Below are 18,901 nucleotides of genomic sequence, written 5' to 3' on the forward strand. Positions count from 1 at the left end.
TCTAGGCGATGTCGCCGTTGACGTTGATATCGTCGGCCCTGGGGTAGGAGCCGAGCAGCTCGAAGTAGGCACAGATCTGCTTGAGGATGTTGCACGCCTCATGGATGACCGGATCCTCAATGTGGCCGATCATGTCAAGGAAGAACAGATATTTCCACTGCTTGTCCTTGGTTGGCCGCGATTCGATCTTGGCCAGGTCGATATTCTTGGCCGAGAGGATGGTCAGGATCTCGTTGAGGGCGCCGGGACGGTTGATCAGGCCGATGAGGATCGAGGTCTTGTCGCAGCCACTCTTCTTGGGTGACTTGCGGCCGATAACCAGGAAACGGGTGGTGTTGCCCTGGTAATCCTCGATGCCGGGCACCACCACCTGCAGGCCGTAGGTGTTGATGGCCAGCGAGCTGGCGATGGCGCCGACGTTGGGGTTGTTGGCCGCCATCTGGGCGGCGGTGCCGGTGGAAAAGACTTCCAGGGTGGGGATCTTGGGCAGGTGCTTCCGCAGCCAGTTGCGGCACTGGGCCAGCGGCTGGGAATGGGAGGCCACGGTCTGGATGTCCTCGACGTTGCCCGAGCGGTTGACGAGGTTATGGGTAATGGCCAGCTGGATCTCGCCGCAGATCTTGACCTTGTATTTCATGAAGGCGTCGAGCGAATAGGTGACCGCGCCCTCGATCGAGTTTTCCACCGGGACGATGCCATACTGGACTCGTTCCTTTTCCACCTCCTCAAAGACCTCGGCGATCGACTCCATGGGCAGGTATTCGGCGGTCTGGCCGAAGTACTTGACACCCGCCAGGTGGGAAAAAGTCGCCTCCGGGCCGAGATAGGCCACGCTGGCCTTGCGCTGCGACAACCGGCAGGTGGTGATGATTTCGTGGAAGATCGAGCGCAGGGCCTTGTAGGGGAAAATATCGTTGTTGTTGGTGCGCAGCCGATCGTAGATTTCCAGCTCGCGCTGCGGGTCCCATTTGGCCCGGTTGGTTTCGTTCTTCAGCAGGCCGATGGTCTTGGCGCAATCAAGCCGCTCCTTCAGCAGTTCCAGGATGGTGTCGTCGATCTGGTCAATGCGTTTCCTTACCTGCGGGATGTTCAATTTGTCGTCCATGGTGCCTGGAAGGTAAAATGGTCGTTGGGCAAGCCGAAGCAGACCGTCGGTGGAACGGGGAGAAACAAGACGTTATCCGTCGGTTCGTTCGCTCACCATCGGTTGCCATGCACATGAAACGATTACTATAGCATCGTTGTCTGCTTATGCAAACAGCTAAGGCGGCAAGACGCCTTTTGTTTGCCAATCCGCTTGGTTGGCCTGTTTCGGCAGGTTCTCTTTTTCTCATTGAGAATTATTCGCTTGCGGTCCAGGGAAACAACGTGTATAAAGGAAATCTCATCTCATAGAGCATTTTCTTTTTTGATATCCAACGCTATCAATTTCGTATCCTTCGATACCTGAAAAGTTTTTGCTTGCAACCCTTGATGTTAAGGCAGGATAAGCATGAAACTTTTCATCGGCAGTCTTCCATATAATATAACCGAATCCGAGCTTTCCGAATTGTGCGCTCCGTTTGGCGACGTGGTCAGCGCCAAGTTGATTCTTGACCAGTTCACGGGGCAATCCAAGGGTTTTGGTTTTGTCGAGATGGCCAATCGCTCGCAGGGGCACAAGGTTATGGACGGTTTGAACGGCAAGGAATACAACCACCGCACCCTGGTGTGCAACGAAGCAAAACCACCGGCCAAGAAGGGCCAGAGGCGTCGATAAGGCATCAACCCGTCCGGCCCCCTCGCATATCACGTGCCACGCAGCAGCCTCTCCCCATCGGCGTTCCTTTTCGAGCCATTTGTTGATCGTTGTCTGCCGCACTTTTTTCCCGCAGTTCCACCCCGTATCGGCCGGAATTGCACCCACCCTTTTCGCAATCCACTCCCCCAGGCCGTCATGGATCCGCGCTCGCTCTTGCGTGCCGCGCGCCAAGCAAGGCGGGGCTGGTCGATTGCAGGAGCATGAATGAGTTTTACCGATTTTCATTTCAACGAACACATTACCCACGCCATTTCGCACTGCGGTTTCACCGCGCCAACCCCCATTCAGCAACAGGCTATTCCTTCGGTTCTTGAACGTCGTGATCTTCTTGGCCTGGCCCAGACAGGCACCGGCAAGACCGCTGCCTTTATTTTGCCGACCGTGCAGCATCTCATGCGGACCCAGGCCCATCATGTCCGGGCTCTGATCATTGCCCCGACCAGGGAGCTGGCCGAGCAGATCAATGATTTTACCCGGGCGATCATTCGCAACACCCGTCTAAAAAGTATTGCCGTGTACGGCGGGGTCAGCAAGCAGGCACAGATCACCAAGCTGCGCGGCGGCGTCGACATCGTGGTCGCCTGTCCGGGCCGTTTGCTCGACCTGCTCAACGACAAGGCGGTGGACCTGAGCCGGGTCGACACCTTGATTCTGGACGAGGCCGACCACATGTTCGACAAGGGCTTTTTGCCCGATATCCGCCGCATTTTGCGCCGGTTGCCCGCTGAGCGGCAATCGTTGGTTTTTTCGGCCACCATGCCCGACGAGATTCGGCATCTGGCCGAGGACATCCTCACCGATCCGGTGACCGTGCAGATTAATCCGACCCGTTCGGTGCAGTCCATTTCCCATCGGCTCTACGCGGTCGAGCAGGAGCAAAAGACCGACCTGCTCCTGCAGCTGCTCAAGGATGAGGCCATGGCCACCACCCTGATTTTCACCCGCACCAAGCACAAAGCCAAGAATCTGGCCCAGAAATTGGCTCAATCGGGCTTCAAGGCCACCTCGCTCCAGGGCAACCTGTCGCAGAACAGACGCCAGCAGGCGTTGGATGGATTCAAGACCGGTGCGTTCACCATCCTGGTGGCCACCGACATTGCCGCCCGTGGTATCGATGTCAATGGCATTTCGCATGTGATCAACTATGACATGCCCGATACCGCCGAGGCCTATATTCATCGAACCGGCCGCACCGGCAGGGCCGCCCGCACCGGCGAGGCCCTGACCTTTGCCACCCGCGAGGACAGCCGCATGATCCGCTTGATCGAACGGTCCATTGACGGGCGGATGAATCATGGGGACGTGGCCGAGCTGCCCGCGGTTCGCTCCGCAGTGCCTTCGGTCCGGTCCCACGCCGGCAAGCCTGCCGGCAAAAAAATATCCGTGACCAAATCGCGTCCGGAGGCAAAGGGGGAATCAGCCCCCAAGGCTTCCCCGCGCAAGCGGTCCACGGCATCCAGTGTTTTCGGCCTTTCGGGCCGGTCAAAATGAGACTGGATGACACCAGAACGCTGCCCTGTCTGCGGATCGGGCGGCGGAGTACCCATGGTCCCGCAGCGGGGCCAACCACCAAACCGTGCGCCCCGCGCACAACCAAAGAGGAGTAGTGACAATGGCTGAAGGAACTGTAAAATGGTTTAATGATTCTAAGGGTTTTGGCTTTATCGCCCAGGATGGCGGCAAGGACGTGTTCGTCCATCATTCCGCAATCCAGGCTGACGGGTTCAAATCACTCCAAGAGGGGGAACGCGTGAGCTTCAATGTGGTCGATGGTGCCAAAGGCCCGGCAGCCGCCAATGTGATCAAAAAGCGATAATCAGCTTGATGGTATAGAGAACCCCGCCCCTGGCGGGGTTCGTTGTTGTGGGCATTGCCCGTGATCAGCCACAGAGGGAGGAGGGATTGCTGTGAACAAACGCACCAACTACAAGCAGGAAAAGCGGATGAAGGAATTGGAAAAACAAAAAAAGAAGGAAGCAAAAAAAGAGCGGAAACTCAATAAGGAAAGAATGGAAACCGACGGCGGGGAAATCGCTGGTCAGGAAGAAATGGCGTAACCGCCATAAGATAGGCCTGTTTTTCCCCGTTCCGTTCCCCCTCGTTTCCGCTTCCTTCAACCAGGCCACTGTTTCAGGGCCTGGCGCACATCTGTCAGTATTTCCTCCACCGATTCATAAAAAACATCCGCTCCCGTGGAAAAGTGCAGCAGGATGTTGTTGAGCGAATCCGGGATGTAGGGAAACAGTTTCTGCAAATTGACCACCCGATTCTGCGACAGAAGGGAGAAATCGGCAGGGCCAAGCGAGCGCAGCACCGCGTTGCCCATCGTCGGATCGGCCATGATTTCCCGCGGATGATAGTCGCCCCGGGCGGTGAGATAGATCAGAATGTTGCCCAGCTCAAAGAGATCCAGGGCAAAGGGCTTCTCCGGCAGGTAGAAGTCGTAGTCAAAATCAATCCAGTAATAGAGACCGGTATCACGGTCGACAAAGATGTGATCCCTGCGGATGTCGCCATGGCGAAAACCATGGCGGTGAAGAAATCCGATCCCTTCCAGGCAACCAAGAAATTGGTTGAATATCCTTGGTAATTCATTGAAGAAATAATCCCGGTGGCTGCTGTCGCTGTGGATGATTTTGTCCAGCCGGTTGCCGCTGACCGGCACCAGCACCCGCACCAGGTTGCCCGCTGCATCCACCAGGGTCTCGCCCTGCATGAAGTGCGGACGTCCCTGGACCAATTCGAGGATACGCGCCTCCTTGTCGGGGCTGCGGTAGCAGGTGACCGAGAACTGTCCCAGCCGCATGTCAAAGGTTTCCCGGAATTCCAGTTTGAGGATGTAGTTGGTCATCGTGACCAGATCCACCGCCTTGGGCACCCAGGGCTTGATCTGCTCGTCCACCCCGAAACGCCCCTCCTTGGTGTAGGAGGTGACGAGAAAGAAGCGGTCTTCCACGGCGATCACGTCGCCGTAATCGATCGAGGTGAAGTCGGTGGTGTCGGTATACACCCGCGACGGCCGGCGCATGCTGCGGGTGACCCGGTGCTCGCGAAGATTGCGAGCCACCTCCTCGGGAAGACCGGCGATGGTGGTATGGGGCGCCATCAGCCAATCACCCATACCGCGATATCGCGGCCATTATGGATCAAGGCATTGGAAATCGAGCCGAAGAGAAATTCCTCGGCCTTGGAGATGCCCCGTTTGCCGACCACGATCGTGCCGTAATCCTCCTTGGTTTGCAGATCGAGAATGGCGGCGCTGATTGACTGCTGGCCGGCAATCTGGCAGCGGGAGGTGATCGCGTGGGGAGCGACGCCGTGGTTCTGGAGAATCTTTTTCGCCTGGGCAAACAGCATCCGCGCCCGCTCTTCCTGTTCCGAGACGTAGTCGTCCAGGGTGGCCCCTGATTGGTAATAGTCGGGTGGCGGTTCGGGGTAGACATGCAGCAGGCAAAGATGGACATCGGCGAGGTGGCCGGCGATGCTGCCGACATAGTCAACGGCATTGATGGATCGGGGGGAATCGTCGATGGCGATGATGATCCGTTTCCAGTCACTCATGGAGAACCTCCCTAATGAACAGTGGAAAAGGTGCGCGCCCCAAGTCGAACGGTGCTGGCCTTCGGCTGACCAAACAATGCGTTCCCCCTGTGGGCGGACAACGATGTTTAGCGGCAGGTCGGTGTGTTACGCCTCGACTTGGCCGGCCGCATGGACAAAAAACAGCCGCCAGGCGTCGGTGGCGTTGAGAATGACCGCGCCAATGGTCTTGCCGCCCCAGCCGGTGTGCTGCCAGCACGGGCGAATCTGGAGCACGGGCAGACCGGGATTGTCGCTGGAATAGACCGTCAGCCGGTTGGCGCTGTGGTACAGTTGCTCGGGCAGGTCGCACAGGCAGAGCCCCGCAGGTGAAATGTTGCCGATCCGCGCGGTGGCGAACAGACAGCCGTCGGTCACATGCACCGTGGTGTTTTTCAATGGGATGCGGGGATGACGCCGTTTGTCCGCTCCGGACGGAAAAGTATCGGCGCGATGGGCGTGGGGCTGGGCGGTTGGCGCCAGCAGCAACCCGGCAGACACGGACCAGAATCGACGCACAACTCGCCACAACCGCCGCGAAAGCGGCTGGGATGCCGGGGGCTGCGATGGATGCGGTTTTGGAGTTGCGGTCATGCCACCTGGATACGATAGGGGTGCGGGTGGTGGGTTTCTTGTCCAACCCTCTATTGTCTTTTATTATTATAAAGGCAGGGATCGTGAACGCAAAGAAAAGAAACAGCCGGAGAACGAACGAGCCGACGGATGAAGGAAAAATGGGCGTGGGTCGAAACTATTGTCTGGACGATCAGAGGCGCAGACTGGTACCTTGACCGGCTGGATCGTCCTCCCTGTTCCGACATGAATGAACGTGCATACATCTCTGGTGCAACCTCGCAAAGGAGTATCCCATGGCCCAAGGATTGCTTATTATTGACATGCAAAATGACTATTTCCGTGGAGGTGCCATGGAATTGGTCAACATTGACGAGGCAGCTGGAAAGTGTGCCCGGGTGTTGCGCTGTTTCAGAGAAAAAGGCGCGCCTGTTTTTCATGTTCAACATATCGCGACACGACCAGGCGCCACCTTTTTTCTGCCCCATACACCCGGCTGCGCAATCCATGAAAGCGTGCGGCCCCTTCCCGGCGAACCCGTGATCGTCAAACATTTTCCCAATTCCTTTCGGGAAACCGGGCTGAAACAACTGCTCGACGCCGCCGGGGTCGATGAAGTCGTCATCTGTGGAGCGATGACCCACCTGTGCATTGACACCACGGTAAGGGCTGCCTTTGACCTGGGGTTGCAGTGCGTCGTCGTTGCCGATGGATGCGCGACAAAAGATTTGACCTTCAAAGGGCATAAGGTCAGCGCCCACGATGTCCAGCTTTCTTTTCTGGCCGCGCTCGGCACGCCTTTCGCTGCGATACGGTCCGCCGAGGAATGCATCGCCGCATGAACAGGGAGCAGGAGGGCCTTGCGCGCGGCCGGTTTCACGGAAGGTGCCCCGATGGACCGTCCACTCCCGTCTGACCGAGGAGCGTCGAACATTTTCACAAGCAGGAGCACATGCACACCGAAGGGACCTTGACCAAATGGAATAGTGAGCGCGGATTCGGCTTGATTACCCCCCGGCGCGGCGGGCAGGACATCGCTGTCCAAGCCGCCGATTTTCCCCAGGACGGCTGTCCGCCGCAACTCAATGAGCGGCTGTCTTTTAGCATCGAAACGGACGCGGGCGGCAAGCGCTGGGCCAAGAATGTGGCGCGCGCGGGAGCGGGGAAAGGAAAACCGACAGCCGACCAAAGCGGCCGGCGTTCTTCCCGCCGCAGTCAGCTGGCCACCCTGCTGGCCCCCTTGGCGCTGCTGCTCGCCATCGGCGCCTATGGATACATCGGGCTTTATGAACCCTCAGCCCCGGATGGCGGCGGAAAATCCGCCAGCACCGGCGACAGCGCAACCCAGGCCGTCACAGCGCGTTTTTTCTGCGATGGCCGAACCTCCTGCGACCAGATGACCAGCTGCGAGGAGGCCACCTTTTTTCTGCGCCATTGTCCCGGCGTGACCATGGATGACGATCAGGATGGGGTGCCGTGCGAAGAGCAATGGTGTGTCGGAGTTTCCCGGTGAACCGGCCATCCAAGGAAAAAAACGCCGTTCCGGCGGGTTCATGAAGCAAGACGAAACGATGCGCAGGCGATGCGGCTGGTGCGGCAGCGATCCCCTGTACATCGCCTACCACGATGAGGAATGGGGCGTCCCGGTTCATGAGGACCGCCGTCTGTTTGAGTTTCTCCTCCTGGAGGGGGCACAGGCGGGGCTCAGTTGGCTGACCATCTTGAAAAAGCGGGAGAATTACCGGAAGGCCTTTGACGGTTTTGACTGCGAGCGCGTCGCCAGCTACACGCAGGATGATGTAGCCCGCCTGCTCGCCGATCCCGGCATTGTCCGCAATCGCCTCAAGATCGAATCGGCGATCAAGAACGCCCGGGGCGTGCTGGCCATTCGCGAGGAGCACGGCTCCCTCGATGCCTTTCTCTGGCGTTTCGTGGACGGCATGCCCGTGCGCAATGGGTGGACCAGTTTGGAGCAGGTGCCGGCCCGATCAGCGCTGTCGGACCGGCTGAGCAAGGAGCTGCAACGTCGCGGCTGCAACTTCGTGGGTTCCACCATCTGTTATGCCTTCATGCAGACGGTCGGCATGGTCAACGACCATCTCGTCGACTGCTTTCGTTACCGGGAGGTCGGCGACATGCTGCCCGCCTCCCGCCTCCTCTGAGCGGGCAAAGCGCGCTCGATCCTTCGACGACAACGGCACGCGGGCTAGCGCGACGGGCCGACCGCCCAGGAGAGTAGCCGTTCCTTTTTGTCGGCATTCAACTGGTGCAGGCCTGTGCATGCGGGGTCGTCAAGGCGTGTGGTCAGGGCCGCTCCCAATCCTTGCCGTGACGAGTCCTCCTTCTGATTGGCGATCTGCTGGATGATCCCCCAGGCGACGTGGGGCGAGGCGCAGGCAAGCGCGCTGAGGGCGGCCAGGGTGTGCCGTCGGAACAGTTCGAGTTCTTCGGGATTTTGCGGATTGGAACGCCGTTCGCAAACAAGGTGGTCAGACTGGCTCAGGCAGGAGCGCAGCTGTGGGCGCGGCGACTCAGGGGGCGCGTTCAGTCTGTGGATAACGAGCTGGACATGGGCTTTGTCCGGAATCCATCTCCGCGCCTCGACAGTCAGCGCATCCCGCATTTCCGCCGCGAGAGGATCCCAGGTCACGCCCCTGGCGTCGACCAGTTCCTCCTCCCTGCCATCGATGTTCGCTCCCTGCAGTTGGGCCTTACTGAGATTCGCCGCCCGGAGAAGGGCGCCGCGCAGATCCGCGCCGCGAAGATCAGCCTCCTGCAGGTCCGCCCCCCGGAGATCGGCGCCGCGCAAGTCCGCCCCTTGTAGTTGGGCCTTTGTCAAGATCGCTCCCTGGAGACAGGTGCTCGCCAGGTTCGCCCCCAGCAGGTGGGCGCCCCGGAGGTCCGCGCCCTGCAGTCTGGCGTCATGTATATCTGCAAAGTCCAGGCGGCTATCCCCCAGGTAGGCACTCTGCAGGTCGGTGTTCTCCAGGCTGACGTTCTGAAGATCGGTGGTGTCAAAAACCGCATTGTGCAGGGAGGCGTTGTAGAATCGTGCCCCCTGCAGATGAGCCCCCTTCAGGTAGGCCCACTGGATATCGGCTTCCCGCAGGCTCGCGCCAATGAGGATGGCCTTGTGCAGGTTGGCATGTCGTAACTTTCGGCCATTGAGATTCAATGGCTCGGTCTGTTGCAATGCCTTCTCGCCCGCACCGGAATGGACATGCTGCAGTGCTTCAGGGCTTGCCGGTTTGGCCAGCAGGACCTGTTCCGTCAGGTTCAGCCGCCGCCGCTCGGTCAGGTAACGGGAGAGTGTGGTTGAACCGTGCGGAATTCCCTGGATGTGCAGCAGGATCTGTTCGATCCGCTCGCCCTCGACATGCAGGGTCAGCGGCAGCAGCGGGCCGAGGGAGAGGGTCAACAACAGCGCCAGGCTGCCGCGCGGAGATCGCGGATGCCAGAACATCGCCAACGGCACCAGCAGCCAAGGCACGGCGAAAAGGGCCGCCGTGGTCCACTCGTTCGTGTGCAAGCCAAAACTTGCCGTGATCAGGGCGATCACCACCAGGAACAGGACGGTGAAATGCAGCCGGCGAAGCGGGGAAACACGCTGCCAGCCGGAGAGCAGAATCAGCAGCGCTGGCGACAGCAGGACCAAGCCATACCCGAGGACAAAGAATCCTGTTTGCATCAGGGGATGCGATTGTTGAGCCGTGGCACTGAACGAGAACAGCGCCTGGCCGACAACGAGCAGCGCAAAGGCGATCCATATCCGTCGCTGTGGCACAAGCACCGTCAGGAGGTCGTGCCAGTAGCCCCGCCAGTCATCCCGGGGGTGGAGGATAATGGGCCAGAGAATGGTGACCACCACGATATCGATCCAGACGGCGACTCGCTGCAGCCAGGTGACCGGTTCGCTCTGATAGGCGAGAAACCAGAACTGGAGGGCGAGGAGGGTGACGAACGGCAACACCAGCATGGTGATCGACACCATCAGTCCAATGAGTCGCCGCATCAGGGTACTCAGGTTGCCGACGAGAAAATAGGTGTAGGGGAAAATGTGCAGCCGGTCGCGCAGCCCGCCAAAACGTTCCTCCTGCGGGGTGGCGGCGTCGAAGGCGAACAGCTCGCGCGACAACAGTTGCAGGTGCAGCAGCAGGTTGAAGTGGACCAGCACCACGAGAAAGGGGGCAATGGCGTAAAAACCGACGAGCGGCACGTCCACGTTGATCACCGGCAGCTTGACCCCCCGGCCTGTCAACAGGTCGGTGTCGGTGGTGCCGAAGACGATGACCAGGACGTAGACGCAGACCGCCATGAAGGCCATGTGCTGCCCGGCCACCCGCTCGGATGCGCTGTTGGCCGAGGCAAGCAGGGCCTGGGCGTTCTGCTGTTGCGAAGCCTTCCGGGCTTGGTCCTGACCGCCCGCTTGCGCCGTCCTGATGCGTCGCCGCTTGATGGGGTGAAAGATCATGGGCATGCCTCCTGCGGTCGTGTCCGATGGTGTTGCGATGCCGGCGAACAATCGTGCCCGTATGTTGAACGAAATCGGGCGTGAACACAACACAAAACACGGTCGGGTCGAAAAGGGGAATTGCCGGCCGGCCAGCCACCGTGAACGTGGACTGCGGATGTGAACAAGACACGCATGGGGGCGGGAACCCCTTTTTCAACCACATCGGGAACTTGCTGTTGCCGGTTGAGGAAGTTGTGGTGTATGGAAACGATGGTTCCGTTGTCCGGGGATCATTCCCGCCCACCACTACATACCTTCTCATTGATTGAGAATTGGAGCGCCAGCGTTTTACCATGAATACAGACGATTCCTACCAATCCGGTCTTGTCCCTGCCGACGAAATCGCGCAACGCATCGCGCGGCTGCAGGACTTTTTACAGCAACAAGCAGTGGATGGGGCGCTGATGCTCGATCCATTGAACATGTATTACTACACCGGGACGATGCAACAGGGGGTGGTGGTGGTCCCGGCAACGGGCGACCCCGTCTTTCTGGTCAGGCGCAGTGTGGAGCGGGCACGGTTGGAGTCGCCTGTGCAGCAGATTCTCCCCCTGGCAGGGTTCAGCCAGCTGCGATCCACCCTCGCCGACCTGGGCCTGGCCACCGACACCCTGGGCGTGGCGGAAGCCACCCTGTCTGTAGGCGTTTTCAAGGCCCTGGCCAAGGCCTTTCCAGGCACAGCCTTCACCGATATCAGCGGGGTGTTGGCCATGATTCGGGCGGTGAAATCCGACTACGAAGTCGGGCTGATCCGCACGGCCGGGGCCCTGCATGCGCAGGTCTATGGGGCCATTCCCGCCCTCCTGCGCGAGGGGATGAGCGAATGGGAACTGGGCGCGGCCATCCACCAAAAGATGATGGAGCTGGGCTACACCGGAATTGCCCGGTTCGCCGGCTCCGGCATGGAGCTGTTTCTGGGGATCATCAGTTTCGGTGAATCGGGCAACTATCCGACCGCGTCCATTGGGCCGGGCGGCCTCACTGGGCTCTCGCCTGCCTTCCCGCTGGTGGGGGGCAGGAAGCAACTGGGGCGGGGCGAACCCGTGTTCGTGGATATCGGTTTTGGCTACCACGGCTATTTCACCGATGCGACCCGGGTGTTCTCTCTGGGGCCGCTGCCTCAGGCGGCCATGGAGGCGCATGCGCTGTGCCTGGACATCCAGGAGGCGGTGCGCTGCCGCCTCAAGCCCGGTGCCATCCCGTCGCGGATCTACGACGAGGTCTGGGGCGAGTTCGTGCATTCCCGAGCCTTTACCAAGCATTTCATGGGATTCGGCTCCAACCAAGTTCCCTTCCTGGGCCATGGCATCGGTTTGGCGATCGATGAATTTCCGGTCATTGCCGCCAAGGTGCACACCCCGCTTGAGGCGAACATGATCATTGCCGTCGAGCCCAAGAAAGGGGTGGCAGGCATTGGCCTGGTCGGCGTGGAAAATACCTTCCGTGTCACCGCCGAAGGCGGCGAAAAATTAACTCCGGGGACAGACGAGATCACCATGGTGTGATCCGGAACCTTCCCTTGCCACTCCAGCAGAGGTGAACCTGTGCACTCCAACCTTGTGCTCCGCGATGAGATCGAAACGCTTGCTGTCGAGGGCGTGCCGCCGGAGGTCTTTTTCGTCTTGCCCTTTGCTACCCCTTGTCCCACGGGCACGGTGCACTTTCACCCAGCCTTCCTGGCCAACGGACCGCAGCAGGGATGAAAGACGGGAATTCCATAGTGCACCGACGCTTTCCGATCCACACTTTTGTTTTGCTTGTTCTGCCATGACGCCCGCGATCACCGCCCTCAAAAAAGCCAAGGTGCCGTATCGGCTGCATGCCTACCAGCACGATGCCGGTGCAGCCTCCTATGGCGGTGAAGCCGCGCAGAAGCTTGCCATCGAGCCCGCGCAGGTCTTCAAGACCCTGGTTGTCGAGACCGACGGCCAGAAGTTTGTGATCGGCATTGTTCCCGTTGCCCATCAGTTGGACCTCAAACTCCTGGCGCAGGCCCTCGGCACCAAAAAAGCCGCGATGGCCCAGGCGCAGGACGCGGAAAAGATGACCGGCTATGTGCTGGGCGGCATCAGCCCCTTGGGGCAAAAGAGAAAACTGGCGACCGTGATCGATGCCTCGGCAACCGGTTTTGCCACCATCTTCGTCAGCGCCGGCCGCCGTGGGCTGGAGATCGAGCTTGCGCCCCACGACCTGTGCGCCTTGACCCACGGGACCTTTGCGGAGATCAGCCGATGAAGGGTGAAGGAGTTGCAGCGAGGGAGAGTTGGATTTTATTGGAAAAAGTTTGCCCGCTTGGTGCAGCGCCCTGTAGTGCAAAATGTAAAATTTGGCTTCTGTGACCTATGAATTCCCGGAAATATTCTTGGCGAAAGGACACGCCTTGAAACGTGCCAATAATGCTGCGGGGACTGGAAGCATGGGTGCTCTCCGAAAACTGGCCATCCTTCCAAATGGAATGATATACAGAAAAGCGGTTATTCCGAACCTATTGATTTTCCAATGACAATCTTCATAAATATCGGTAGGCTAATCCAAAATATCTGCTTTAAACACAAGGGTAGAGTATTACAGGAATGAGCCAATCATCCAGGCTCCCTCTACGAGTTTAGATGATATACAGATCAGCAGAATAACTTGTTGTGTGTAAAAGGCATGTGCCTATCTCCCGCGCTGGCACTCGTACTTACACCAGCTCCCTTGCCATTCCGTGCGTCTGCCGTATTTCCGGTGTAACTTCCCCATATCTTCCAGGTTGTCTGCGCAGATGTCGTCCCAAATATCATGCCACACCATGCCGTACCGCTTCCCTTTTGGCGGCTTGTAACTGAGTGCGTCGGCACAAACAAACGTCACACGCGGGTCAGCATAGTGCGGGGAAACAAGGTCGATCAGGTCTTGCGATATTTCAACAACCGTCACATCCGTTACTTCAGGTTTGAGAAGTATATTCTTCAGCACCATGCCAATTCCCAAACCATTTAAAAGGCACGACCCTTTTGCTTTCCATACGGCTGTGCTGTGGTCGCGCATCTCTGCCGGAGTGTCAGACATCACGAGGTATCCGTTCCGTGTTACCCTCGTGTACGTCTCGCCTACCGGCACGGCGCGGCCTCTCAGTGCCGAATGAAAATCCATGAAGTCTGTCGTAAAGCGTTCGATCTTCCACGGTCCTTTCTGTCCTTCAGGCAACGTTACTTTTTCCAAGGTTCCTCCTTAAAATCAGAATATAAAGGCTCACACAACAAAGCGTTCAAGCCGATGCCGATAAAGCCCGGCACGGCTTAACTAATCGTTATGCGCATAATCCCCGCCGCCGATCGGTATCGTAGCGGAGGAAGTCGCGAAAGCTCTCGAAACAGTCGGCACATTCCAGGTATTCCTGGTATCGCCTTTTGCTCTTGGAAATTTTCGGCGGAGCCGGGCTATGGAGCGCAACAGCCTCTTTCCCGGCAGGAGTGACGACAAAACAGTGCATGTCGCCCCACAACTTCCTTGTCCCAAGGTCTTTCATTAACCCTATCTCGGCCAATTGCTGGCACTTCGCAAAGTCTTTCCCGCCAGGGTCAGTTGCAAAGTGGTTGCGGTATTGCTCGCCATGGCCGTATTGATCAACCCCGAGCGAGTGCTGCAGGATGTGCAGTAATTCTTTATCCATAATCCCTCCAATGCGTTAAAAACGCATAACAAATCGGTCGAGTTCGGACGCCGCAAACTGCGCGGCGCCGCTCACCTCAACCATTAGTCGTCAGTAATTATTTTTATATTTTTCAGTTCTTCTTTTACAGTTTCACACTGATACCAATCACTCCAGCTATCTTCACAACATTTCCCATTATTGTGCTCTCTAGTGCATTTATGGTCGGGCCCTCCATCATGCCAGCCCCACTTTCTATACGGGCACCCCATGTCTTCCATTTTCCCTCCTTTCAACCGCGCTTAACCAGTAAATAAACGTGACCTGGACAACTAGCGCTCTTTCAATGGTAGTTCATTCACCTGCACGTTATTAAGCCGTTCGGCGGAGATAAAATTATGAAAGTTGACCATATATCCCTTTCTACGACTCCAGTATTTTTAAGGAAAGGTAGTCAGGTTGTTTCCCAAGGCACAGGATTTTACTTCTTATCAAATAAAGATAATGGCCAAGTCCTTTTCTTATTAACAAATTATCATGTTCTTACAGGTTCAGCTCCTAGTGAACGGAAAGCGCCTATTGGTGACAATATCTTTTTCCAATTTCACGAATCAGATACCGAAACAGGAAAAATAAGAAATTCCAATCTTCCTTTATTTACTCCAAGCGGTAAGCCATTATGGCTTGTAAGCTCCGACCATCCAGAAGCAGATTTTGCTGTAATCCCTTTGCCCACGCAGTGCTCGAAGGATTGTAAAGTGTTTTGTCTTTCAGAAGAATGGGCAACTCAAAAAATGAAAATTCGACCAGCAACAGATGTTTCTCTGGTAGGTTATCCCTATGGCTTCTATGATACTTCAAACGCGCTTCCTATTTGGAAATCAGGAACACTTGCAAGTGAGCCAAAAGTGAATTTCGAAGGAAAACCTCTAATGTTAATTGATGTATCTGCTTTTCCAGGAATGTCAGGGTCTCCTGTATTCGCTATTGCCAACGGGATGTATGAAATGGCAGAAGGAAATTCAGTCACACCTGGTATGGTGAGACAATTCATAGGTATTTATGCAAGCATGCAAATGGTTAGTAAAAACAAATATTTAGAAGAGATCGTGCATGATACAAAAGTTGGGATTAGGGATCTCGAGTCATTAGAGATCGGTCATGTATGGAAAGGTAGCATAATTACCGAGTTGATAGACAATATTGATATTGGAAAATATGAAACGGAAATAATACAAGAATTGAGCCGAACAATCGGTTGAAGAAGGATTGTTCATTCCGCTGCGCTACATGAACAACCTCTTAACCTCACCGTTAACTTAAAAAATGAAATCAAGATCACGCGCATTATTGGATAAGTCATTGGGTGCCGTCTTGTCTGCAATGGAAATTTATAACAAGCCAGATTTCTATTACAGAGAGGAGACTTTTTCAATTTTGATGGTCAATGCATGGGAGCTGTTGCTAAAAGCAAGGTTGTTGCAGCTTAGTAACAACAAAGTGGCCTCAATAGTCAAATACGAAAAAAGACAAAATGCTGATGGGTCAACTTCTGAGAAACTGTATAGGTCTTACAGTAGGTCCGGGAATGTAAAAACAGTAAGTCTTTTTGTCGCCTATGATTTAATAATTAATGAGTATGGAGATAAACTTGACAATTTAGTTCGGAAAAATCTTGAAGCATTAATAGAAATTCGTGACAATTCTGTCCATTTTTTAAACAAAGACTTTGAGTTAAAACGTAAAATATTCGAAATTGGAACGGCCTCACTAAAAAATTATCTTAATTTAGTTATTAAATGGTTCGGTGTTGATCTATCTAAATACAATTTCTTCTTAATGCCGATGGCTTTTATCCGTGATTTTCACAAAGCGAAAGTTGTTTCTTTGACCATCCAAGAAAAGAAATTAATCAAATTTGTTGAAAATTTACAAAGTAAGGTCGAAGACGATGAAACAAAAGATTTCAACCTGGCACTAGAAGTTTCGGTGCATCTTAAGCGAGCGAGTAGCACTACAACAACAAATACAATAACAATTTCCAATGATCCTAATGCGCCGGTCGTTCGACTTTCTGAAGAGGATATTCGAGAAAAATATCCATGGGATTATGCTGTATTAACAACAAGGTTAAAGAAAAGATATAATGATTTCAAATGTAACCAAGACTACCATGGAATTCGTAAGCCGCTTGAATCAGATGAGAAATACTGTAATACACGTCTACTAGATCCAGGTAATCCATCAAGCAGCAAAAAAATATTTTACAACCCAAATATTCTTAAAGAATTTGATAAACATTATAACAAAAGTTAACCACCGGCTTCACGCGGACCCCGCAAAAAGCGCGGGTCCGGTGATCCGGAACGTTATGTTTTCCGGAGGTGAGCGCACCATGCTCAAACACTACTTGGAAGAACTTACGGCGCTTGAGTTTTCCGAACGTGACGCAGGGATTCAGAAGGCGGTTACGAGAGAAAAGGGCGCAATGAATGCGCGTGGGATACTGCACTCTTCAATGACCCTTCAGGCGTTAGCTGAGTTCTTCGGTGCCGAGTTCTCGTTGCGCTGTGATTTCCTAAAAGAATTCGTTGTTACGCACAGCGCCTTGTGCAAAGAAGAGGATGCCGTAACAACCGCAAAGACCTTATTTCAGACGAAGTCCTTTGAACAAAGGGACCGACTGAAGGCCGCATATGAGGCCGCGACAAAGCCTATCGTCGCATCACTAAGCAGTGACTTTCCGAAACAGATCGAAGAGGGCTTGCTCGCCACTTTTGAGACTCGGATAAAAAAGAACAACATGTATGTCGAGATTGCTTACCAGGCAATGGAAGCCGCTAAGCGCGAAAAGACCCCTATGTTCGCACTTAAACCGAATTTCCACGGTATTGGAATTGACGTGGAGGAGGTCTGGAGACGATATGTCAAACATAACTAGCCAATCCACCGGACAAAGAAAAGCGTTGCTCGTTCCTCGCCCCGCTTTTCTCTGCCGGTGATTGCTGCATTATGTCGATGCTTCACCATGTACCCGCTACGCGACTACATGGATGAACCACGGGAGGAAATATGAAAACGATTGGATTTGGAATGAACGGAAATACTTGCCTTTCAAATTGTCCGTATAAAAAATCTGATTACACGGTAATAAAAATCGCGTCTCTGTACTGCCAGAACTGCGACAAGAATAAGGGAATTAACAGGGAAAATAAAACGGTTGATTGTATAGGAGACGAAAGAAACATAACAATCGCTTCAACCTGACATCCTAACGGATGCAGGTTAAGCAAATGTTCATGGCGACTGCGTCGCCATGAATCGCGGTGCTGACTGCGTCGAGCACCTTGCCTGGCGCCTTGCGCCAGAACAAGGTACTCGACCGGACACCGCACACCGATCATTCAAACTTCGTTTGCCTGATCGGCGCACGGCGCCGGTCAGCACCGCGATTAACAGTGAAAAATGAAAATCACGAAATCCAACATACTGAACCTTATAAAGACCGCTTTCGGCTTCGAATGGACGCCTGAAATATCTCAAGAAGCAATAGGGAATCTTGAAATTTAGCTTAGCAAGCCCCGGCACCATTCACCGACAATTTTATTCACAAAGACCATGCTCTTCTGGCTTTTAATCCGATCGGTTTTGCACCTTGGCGGTGCCTCGCTCTGTGCTCGATGGCGGTCTTTTGCCAGTTTGCCGCACTCCGGGCACACTTCACCTGCTTGCAGCCAGAAGCATCCCCATTCGGTCAATGTTATACACCAAGTTGCGCAAGCCGATCTTTGCTCGGGCTCGGGCTATGCCGATCGTGCGCAACAGTACATTCCCCGCTCGCTGCGCCTGTACACCAAAGACATGCTCGATTCGCGAACGGACCTTGGATCTGGTTCGGTTGCCCTCCTGTTCTCTGGGCGTCAAGGGACGATTGCGGCTCCCCTTGCGTTGGATGTGTTCACGAAAACCATCCTGGCCGAGGCGCTCCAATCGATCCGCGGATCGATAGGCCGAATCCGCCCAGACGTCCTTGCTCGTATTGTCGGCAAGGAGTTGCTCGAACACGTTGCTGTCGTGCAGGGCCGCATCGGTCACGGCATAGCTGCGAATCAACTTGTGCTTCACATCCACCGAGATGTGGTTCTTGTAGCCGTAATAAGACTTGCCGTTCTTCTTGGTCCAGCGCGCGTCCGCGTCTTTTCTACGCCGCTTGTTCTCGGACCAGTTCTCCGGGATGTCGCCCTCTTTGATCCGGGCATTTTCCTCCCGGCTGTTCCGCTGTTTGGGCACGCTGACAATGCTGGCATCCACGATCTGCCCTTTCATCGCCATGAAGCCGTTGTCCCGGAGATGCGCATCGAAGGTCGCAAACAGTTCCTCTACAATGCCGGCCTTGACGAGGTCTTCCCGAAAACGCCAGATGGTGGTGGCATCGGGAACCTTCTGGCTGATGTGCAGACCAAGAAAGCGCCCAAAGGAGTGCCGGTCGAGAATCTGAAACTCGGTCGCGTCATCCGACAGATTGTACAACGACTGCAGGATGAGAATCTTAAACAGCAGGATGACGTCGTACCCCTTCGGCCCGACCGTAGACTGCCGGCCCTTGTCCCTGGCCTTTTCGAGCGCAGGACGAAACATCTCCCAGTTGACCGTCTCGTTGATCTTGGCAAGTGGGTCGCCGTTCTTGTCGATTTTGTGCAATCGGTCCTGCAAATCAAAAAAGCCGGGCTGGATCATGGCTGATCTCCATCGGGTGATGGTTGGCGGATGCGGCCTTAAAACGATGAAGAATGTAACATAT

The 18,901-nt window shown here is 55.3% G+C and carries 20 protein-coding genes; 12 read left to right on the forward strand and 8 right to left on the reverse strand.

What is annotated here, in order from left to right:
* Nucleotide 1: 1 nt before the first annotated feature.
* The gene (gene pheA / locus DESPR_RS04915; protein WP_015723710.1) at nucleotides 2-1,105 is read right to left on the reverse strand and encodes a prephenate dehydratase; all 1,104 of its coding nucleotides are present in this window, start codon (nucleotides 1,103-1,105) and stop codon (nucleotides 2-4) included.
* A 387-nt stretch (nucleotides 1,106-1,492) separates the two neighbouring features.
* Here pheA and DESPR_RS04920 point away from each other — a divergent pair, with 387 nt between their 5' ends.
* The 3 genes from DESPR_RS04920 (at nucleotide 1,493) to DESPR_RS04930 (ending at nucleotide 3,617) form a co-directional block, all read left to right on the forward strand.
* The gene (locus tag DESPR_RS04920) at nucleotides 1,493-1,759 is read left to right on the forward strand and encodes an RNA recognition motif domain-containing protein (RefSeq protein WP_015723711.1); all 267 of its coding nucleotides are present in this window, start codon (nucleotides 1,493-1,495) and stop codon (nucleotides 1,757-1,759) included.
* A 246-nt stretch (nucleotides 1,760-2,005) separates the two neighbouring features.
* On the forward strand, nucleotides 2,006-3,292 hold the full coding sequence (locus DESPR_RS04925) for a DEAD/DEAH box helicase (protein ID WP_015723712.1): 1,287 nt from the start codon (nucleotides 2,006-2,008) through the stop codon (nucleotides 3,290-3,292).
* A gap of 121 nt (nucleotides 3,293-3,413) precedes the next feature.
* A complete protein-coding gene (locus DESPR_RS04930) occupies nucleotides 3,414-3,617 on the forward strand; it encodes a cold-shock protein (protein ID WP_015723713.1) in 204 nt (67 codons plus the stop codon).
* Between the two features lie 297 nt (nucleotides 3,618-3,914).
* Here DESPR_RS04930 and DESPR_RS04935 read toward each other — a convergent pair whose 3' ends face one another.
* The 3 genes from DESPR_RS04935 to DESPR_RS04945 all read right to left on the reverse strand — a co-directional run bounded on the left by DESPR_RS04935 (nucleotide 3,915) and on the right by DESPR_RS04945 (nucleotide 5,881).
* Entirely contained in the window at nucleotides 3,915-4,922 is a 1,008-nt protein-coding gene (locus tag DESPR_RS04935; RefSeq protein WP_169701526.1) for a serine/threonine-protein kinase, read from the reverse strand.
* Nucleotides 4,907-5,362: a universal stress protein gene (locus DESPR_RS04940; protein ID WP_015723716.1), complete on the reverse strand. Its 456-nt coding sequence runs from the start codon at nucleotides 5,360-5,362 to the stop codon at nucleotides 4,907-4,909. Before DESPR_RS04940 ends, DESPR_RS04935 begins: the two co-directional genes overlap by 16 nt.
* A gap of 126 nt (nucleotides 5,363-5,488) precedes the next feature.
* Complete coding sequence (locus tag DESPR_RS04945; protein WP_169701527.1) at nucleotides 5,489-5,881, reverse strand: PilZ domain-containing protein; 393 nt, start codon at nucleotides 5,879-5,881, stop codon at nucleotides 5,489-5,491.
* A gap of 368 nt (nucleotides 5,882-6,249) precedes the next feature.
* Between DESPR_RS04945 and DESPR_RS04955 the strand changes: the two genes are divergently transcribed.
* From DESPR_RS04955 to DESPR_RS04965, 3 genes are all read left to right on the forward strand, one after another.
* Nucleotides 6,250-6,795: a cysteine hydrolase family protein gene (locus DESPR_RS04955; protein ID WP_015723718.1), complete on the forward strand. Its 546-nt coding sequence runs from the start codon at nucleotides 6,250-6,252 to the stop codon at nucleotides 6,793-6,795.
* Nucleotides 6,796-6,905: 110 nt separating this feature from the next.
* Nucleotides 6,906-7,466 carry an excalibur calcium-binding domain-containing protein gene (locus DESPR_RS04960; protein WP_015723719.1) on the forward strand — a complete coding sequence of 187 codons (561 nt, stop codon included), beginning with the start codon at nucleotides 6,906-6,908 and terminating at the stop codon, nucleotides 7,464-7,466.
* Between the two features lie 40 nt (nucleotides 7,467-7,506).
* Nucleotides 7,507-8,115: a DNA-3-methyladenine glycosylase I gene (locus tag DESPR_RS04965; RefSeq protein WP_015723720.1), complete on the forward strand. Its 609-nt coding sequence runs from the start codon at nucleotides 7,507-7,509 to the stop codon at nucleotides 8,113-8,115.
* A gap of 44 nt (nucleotides 8,116-8,159) precedes the next feature.
* Here DESPR_RS04965 and DESPR_RS17055 read toward each other — a convergent pair whose 3' ends face one another.
* Nucleotides 8,160-10,424 (reverse strand): pentapeptide repeat-containing protein, encoded by a 2,265-nt coding sequence (locus tag DESPR_RS17055; protein ID WP_015723721.1) that lies wholly within the window; start codon nucleotides 10,422-10,424, stop codon nucleotides 8,160-8,162.
* 335 nt (nucleotides 10,425-10,759) lie between these two features.
* On the opposite strand from DESPR_RS17055, the gene DESPR_RS04975 reads away from it, so the two are divergent.
* From DESPR_RS04975 to ybaK, 3 genes are all read left to right on the forward strand, one after another.
* Nucleotides 10,760-11,971 carry a M24 family metallopeptidase gene (locus DESPR_RS04975; protein ID WP_015723722.1) on the forward strand — a complete coding sequence of 404 codons (1,212 nt, stop codon included), beginning with the start codon at nucleotides 10,760-10,762 and terminating at the stop codon, nucleotides 11,969-11,971.
* Between the two features lie 39 nt (nucleotides 11,972-12,010).
* Nucleotides 12,011-12,169 (forward strand): hypothetical protein, encoded by a 159-nt coding sequence (locus tag DESPR_RS18330; protein ID WP_169701528.1) that lies wholly within the window; start codon nucleotides 12,011-12,013, stop codon nucleotides 12,167-12,169.
* A 64-nt stretch (nucleotides 12,170-12,233) separates the two neighbouring features.
* A complete protein-coding gene (ybaK, locus tag DESPR_RS04980; RefSeq protein ID WP_015723723.1) occupies nucleotides 12,234-12,701 on the forward strand; it encodes a Cys-tRNA(Pro) deacylase in 468 nt (155 codons plus the stop codon).
* 423 nt (nucleotides 12,702-13,124) lie between these two features.
* On the opposite strand, the gene DESPR_RS04985 is transcribed toward ybaK, so the two are convergent.
* Together DESPR_RS04985 and DESPR_RS04990 are read right to left on the reverse strand one after the other, a co-directional pair.
* Complete coding sequence (locus DESPR_RS04985) at nucleotides 13,125-13,670, reverse strand: polyamine aminopropyltransferase (RefSeq protein WP_015723724.1); 546 nt, start codon at nucleotides 13,668-13,670, stop codon at nucleotides 13,125-13,127.
* A gap of 88 nt (nucleotides 13,671-13,758) precedes the next feature.
* Nucleotides 13,759-14,121: a hypothetical protein gene (locus DESPR_RS04990; RefSeq protein ID WP_015723725.1), complete on the reverse strand. Its 363-nt coding sequence runs from the start codon at nucleotides 14,119-14,121 to the stop codon at nucleotides 13,759-13,761.
* Nucleotides 14,122-14,498: 377 nt separating this feature from the next.
* On the opposite strand from DESPR_RS04990, the gene DESPR_RS17750 reads away from it, so the two are divergent.
* The 3 genes from DESPR_RS17750 to DESPR_RS05005 all read left to right on the forward strand — a co-directional run bounded on the left by DESPR_RS17750 (nucleotide 14,499) and on the right by DESPR_RS05005 (nucleotide 17,041).
* Nucleotides 14,499-15,362, forward strand: coding sequence for a S1 family peptidase (locus tag DESPR_RS17750; RefSeq protein ID WP_015723726.1), 864 nt, complete (start codon nucleotides 14,499-14,501; stop codon nucleotides 15,360-15,362).
* Between the two features lie 64 nt (nucleotides 15,363-15,426).
* Nucleotides 15,427-16,416, forward strand: coding sequence for a DUF3644 domain-containing protein (locus tag DESPR_RS05000; RefSeq protein WP_015723727.1), 990 nt, complete (start codon nucleotides 15,427-15,429; stop codon nucleotides 16,414-16,416).
* A 79-nt stretch (nucleotides 16,417-16,495) separates the two neighbouring features.
* Nucleotides 16,496-17,041: a hypothetical protein gene (locus tag DESPR_RS05005; RefSeq protein ID WP_015723728.1), complete on the forward strand. Its 546-nt coding sequence runs from the start codon at nucleotides 16,496-16,498 to the stop codon at nucleotides 17,039-17,041.
* A gap of 779 nt (nucleotides 17,042-17,820) precedes the next feature.
* On the opposite strand, the gene DESPR_RS05010 is transcribed toward DESPR_RS05005, so the two are convergent.
* Nucleotides 17,821-18,837, reverse strand: a complete 1,017-nt coding sequence (locus DESPR_RS05010) for an IS5 family transposase (RefSeq protein WP_015722803.1) — start codon at nucleotides 18,835-18,837, stop codon at nucleotides 17,821-17,823.
* Nucleotides 18,838-18,901 lie beyond the last annotated feature (64 nt).

Source organism: Desulfobulbus propionicus DSM 2032, assembly GCF_000186885.1.
Taxonomy (GTDB): Bacteria; Desulfobacterota; Desulfobulbia; order Desulfobulbales; family Desulfobulbaceae; genus Desulfobulbus; species Desulfobulbus propionicus.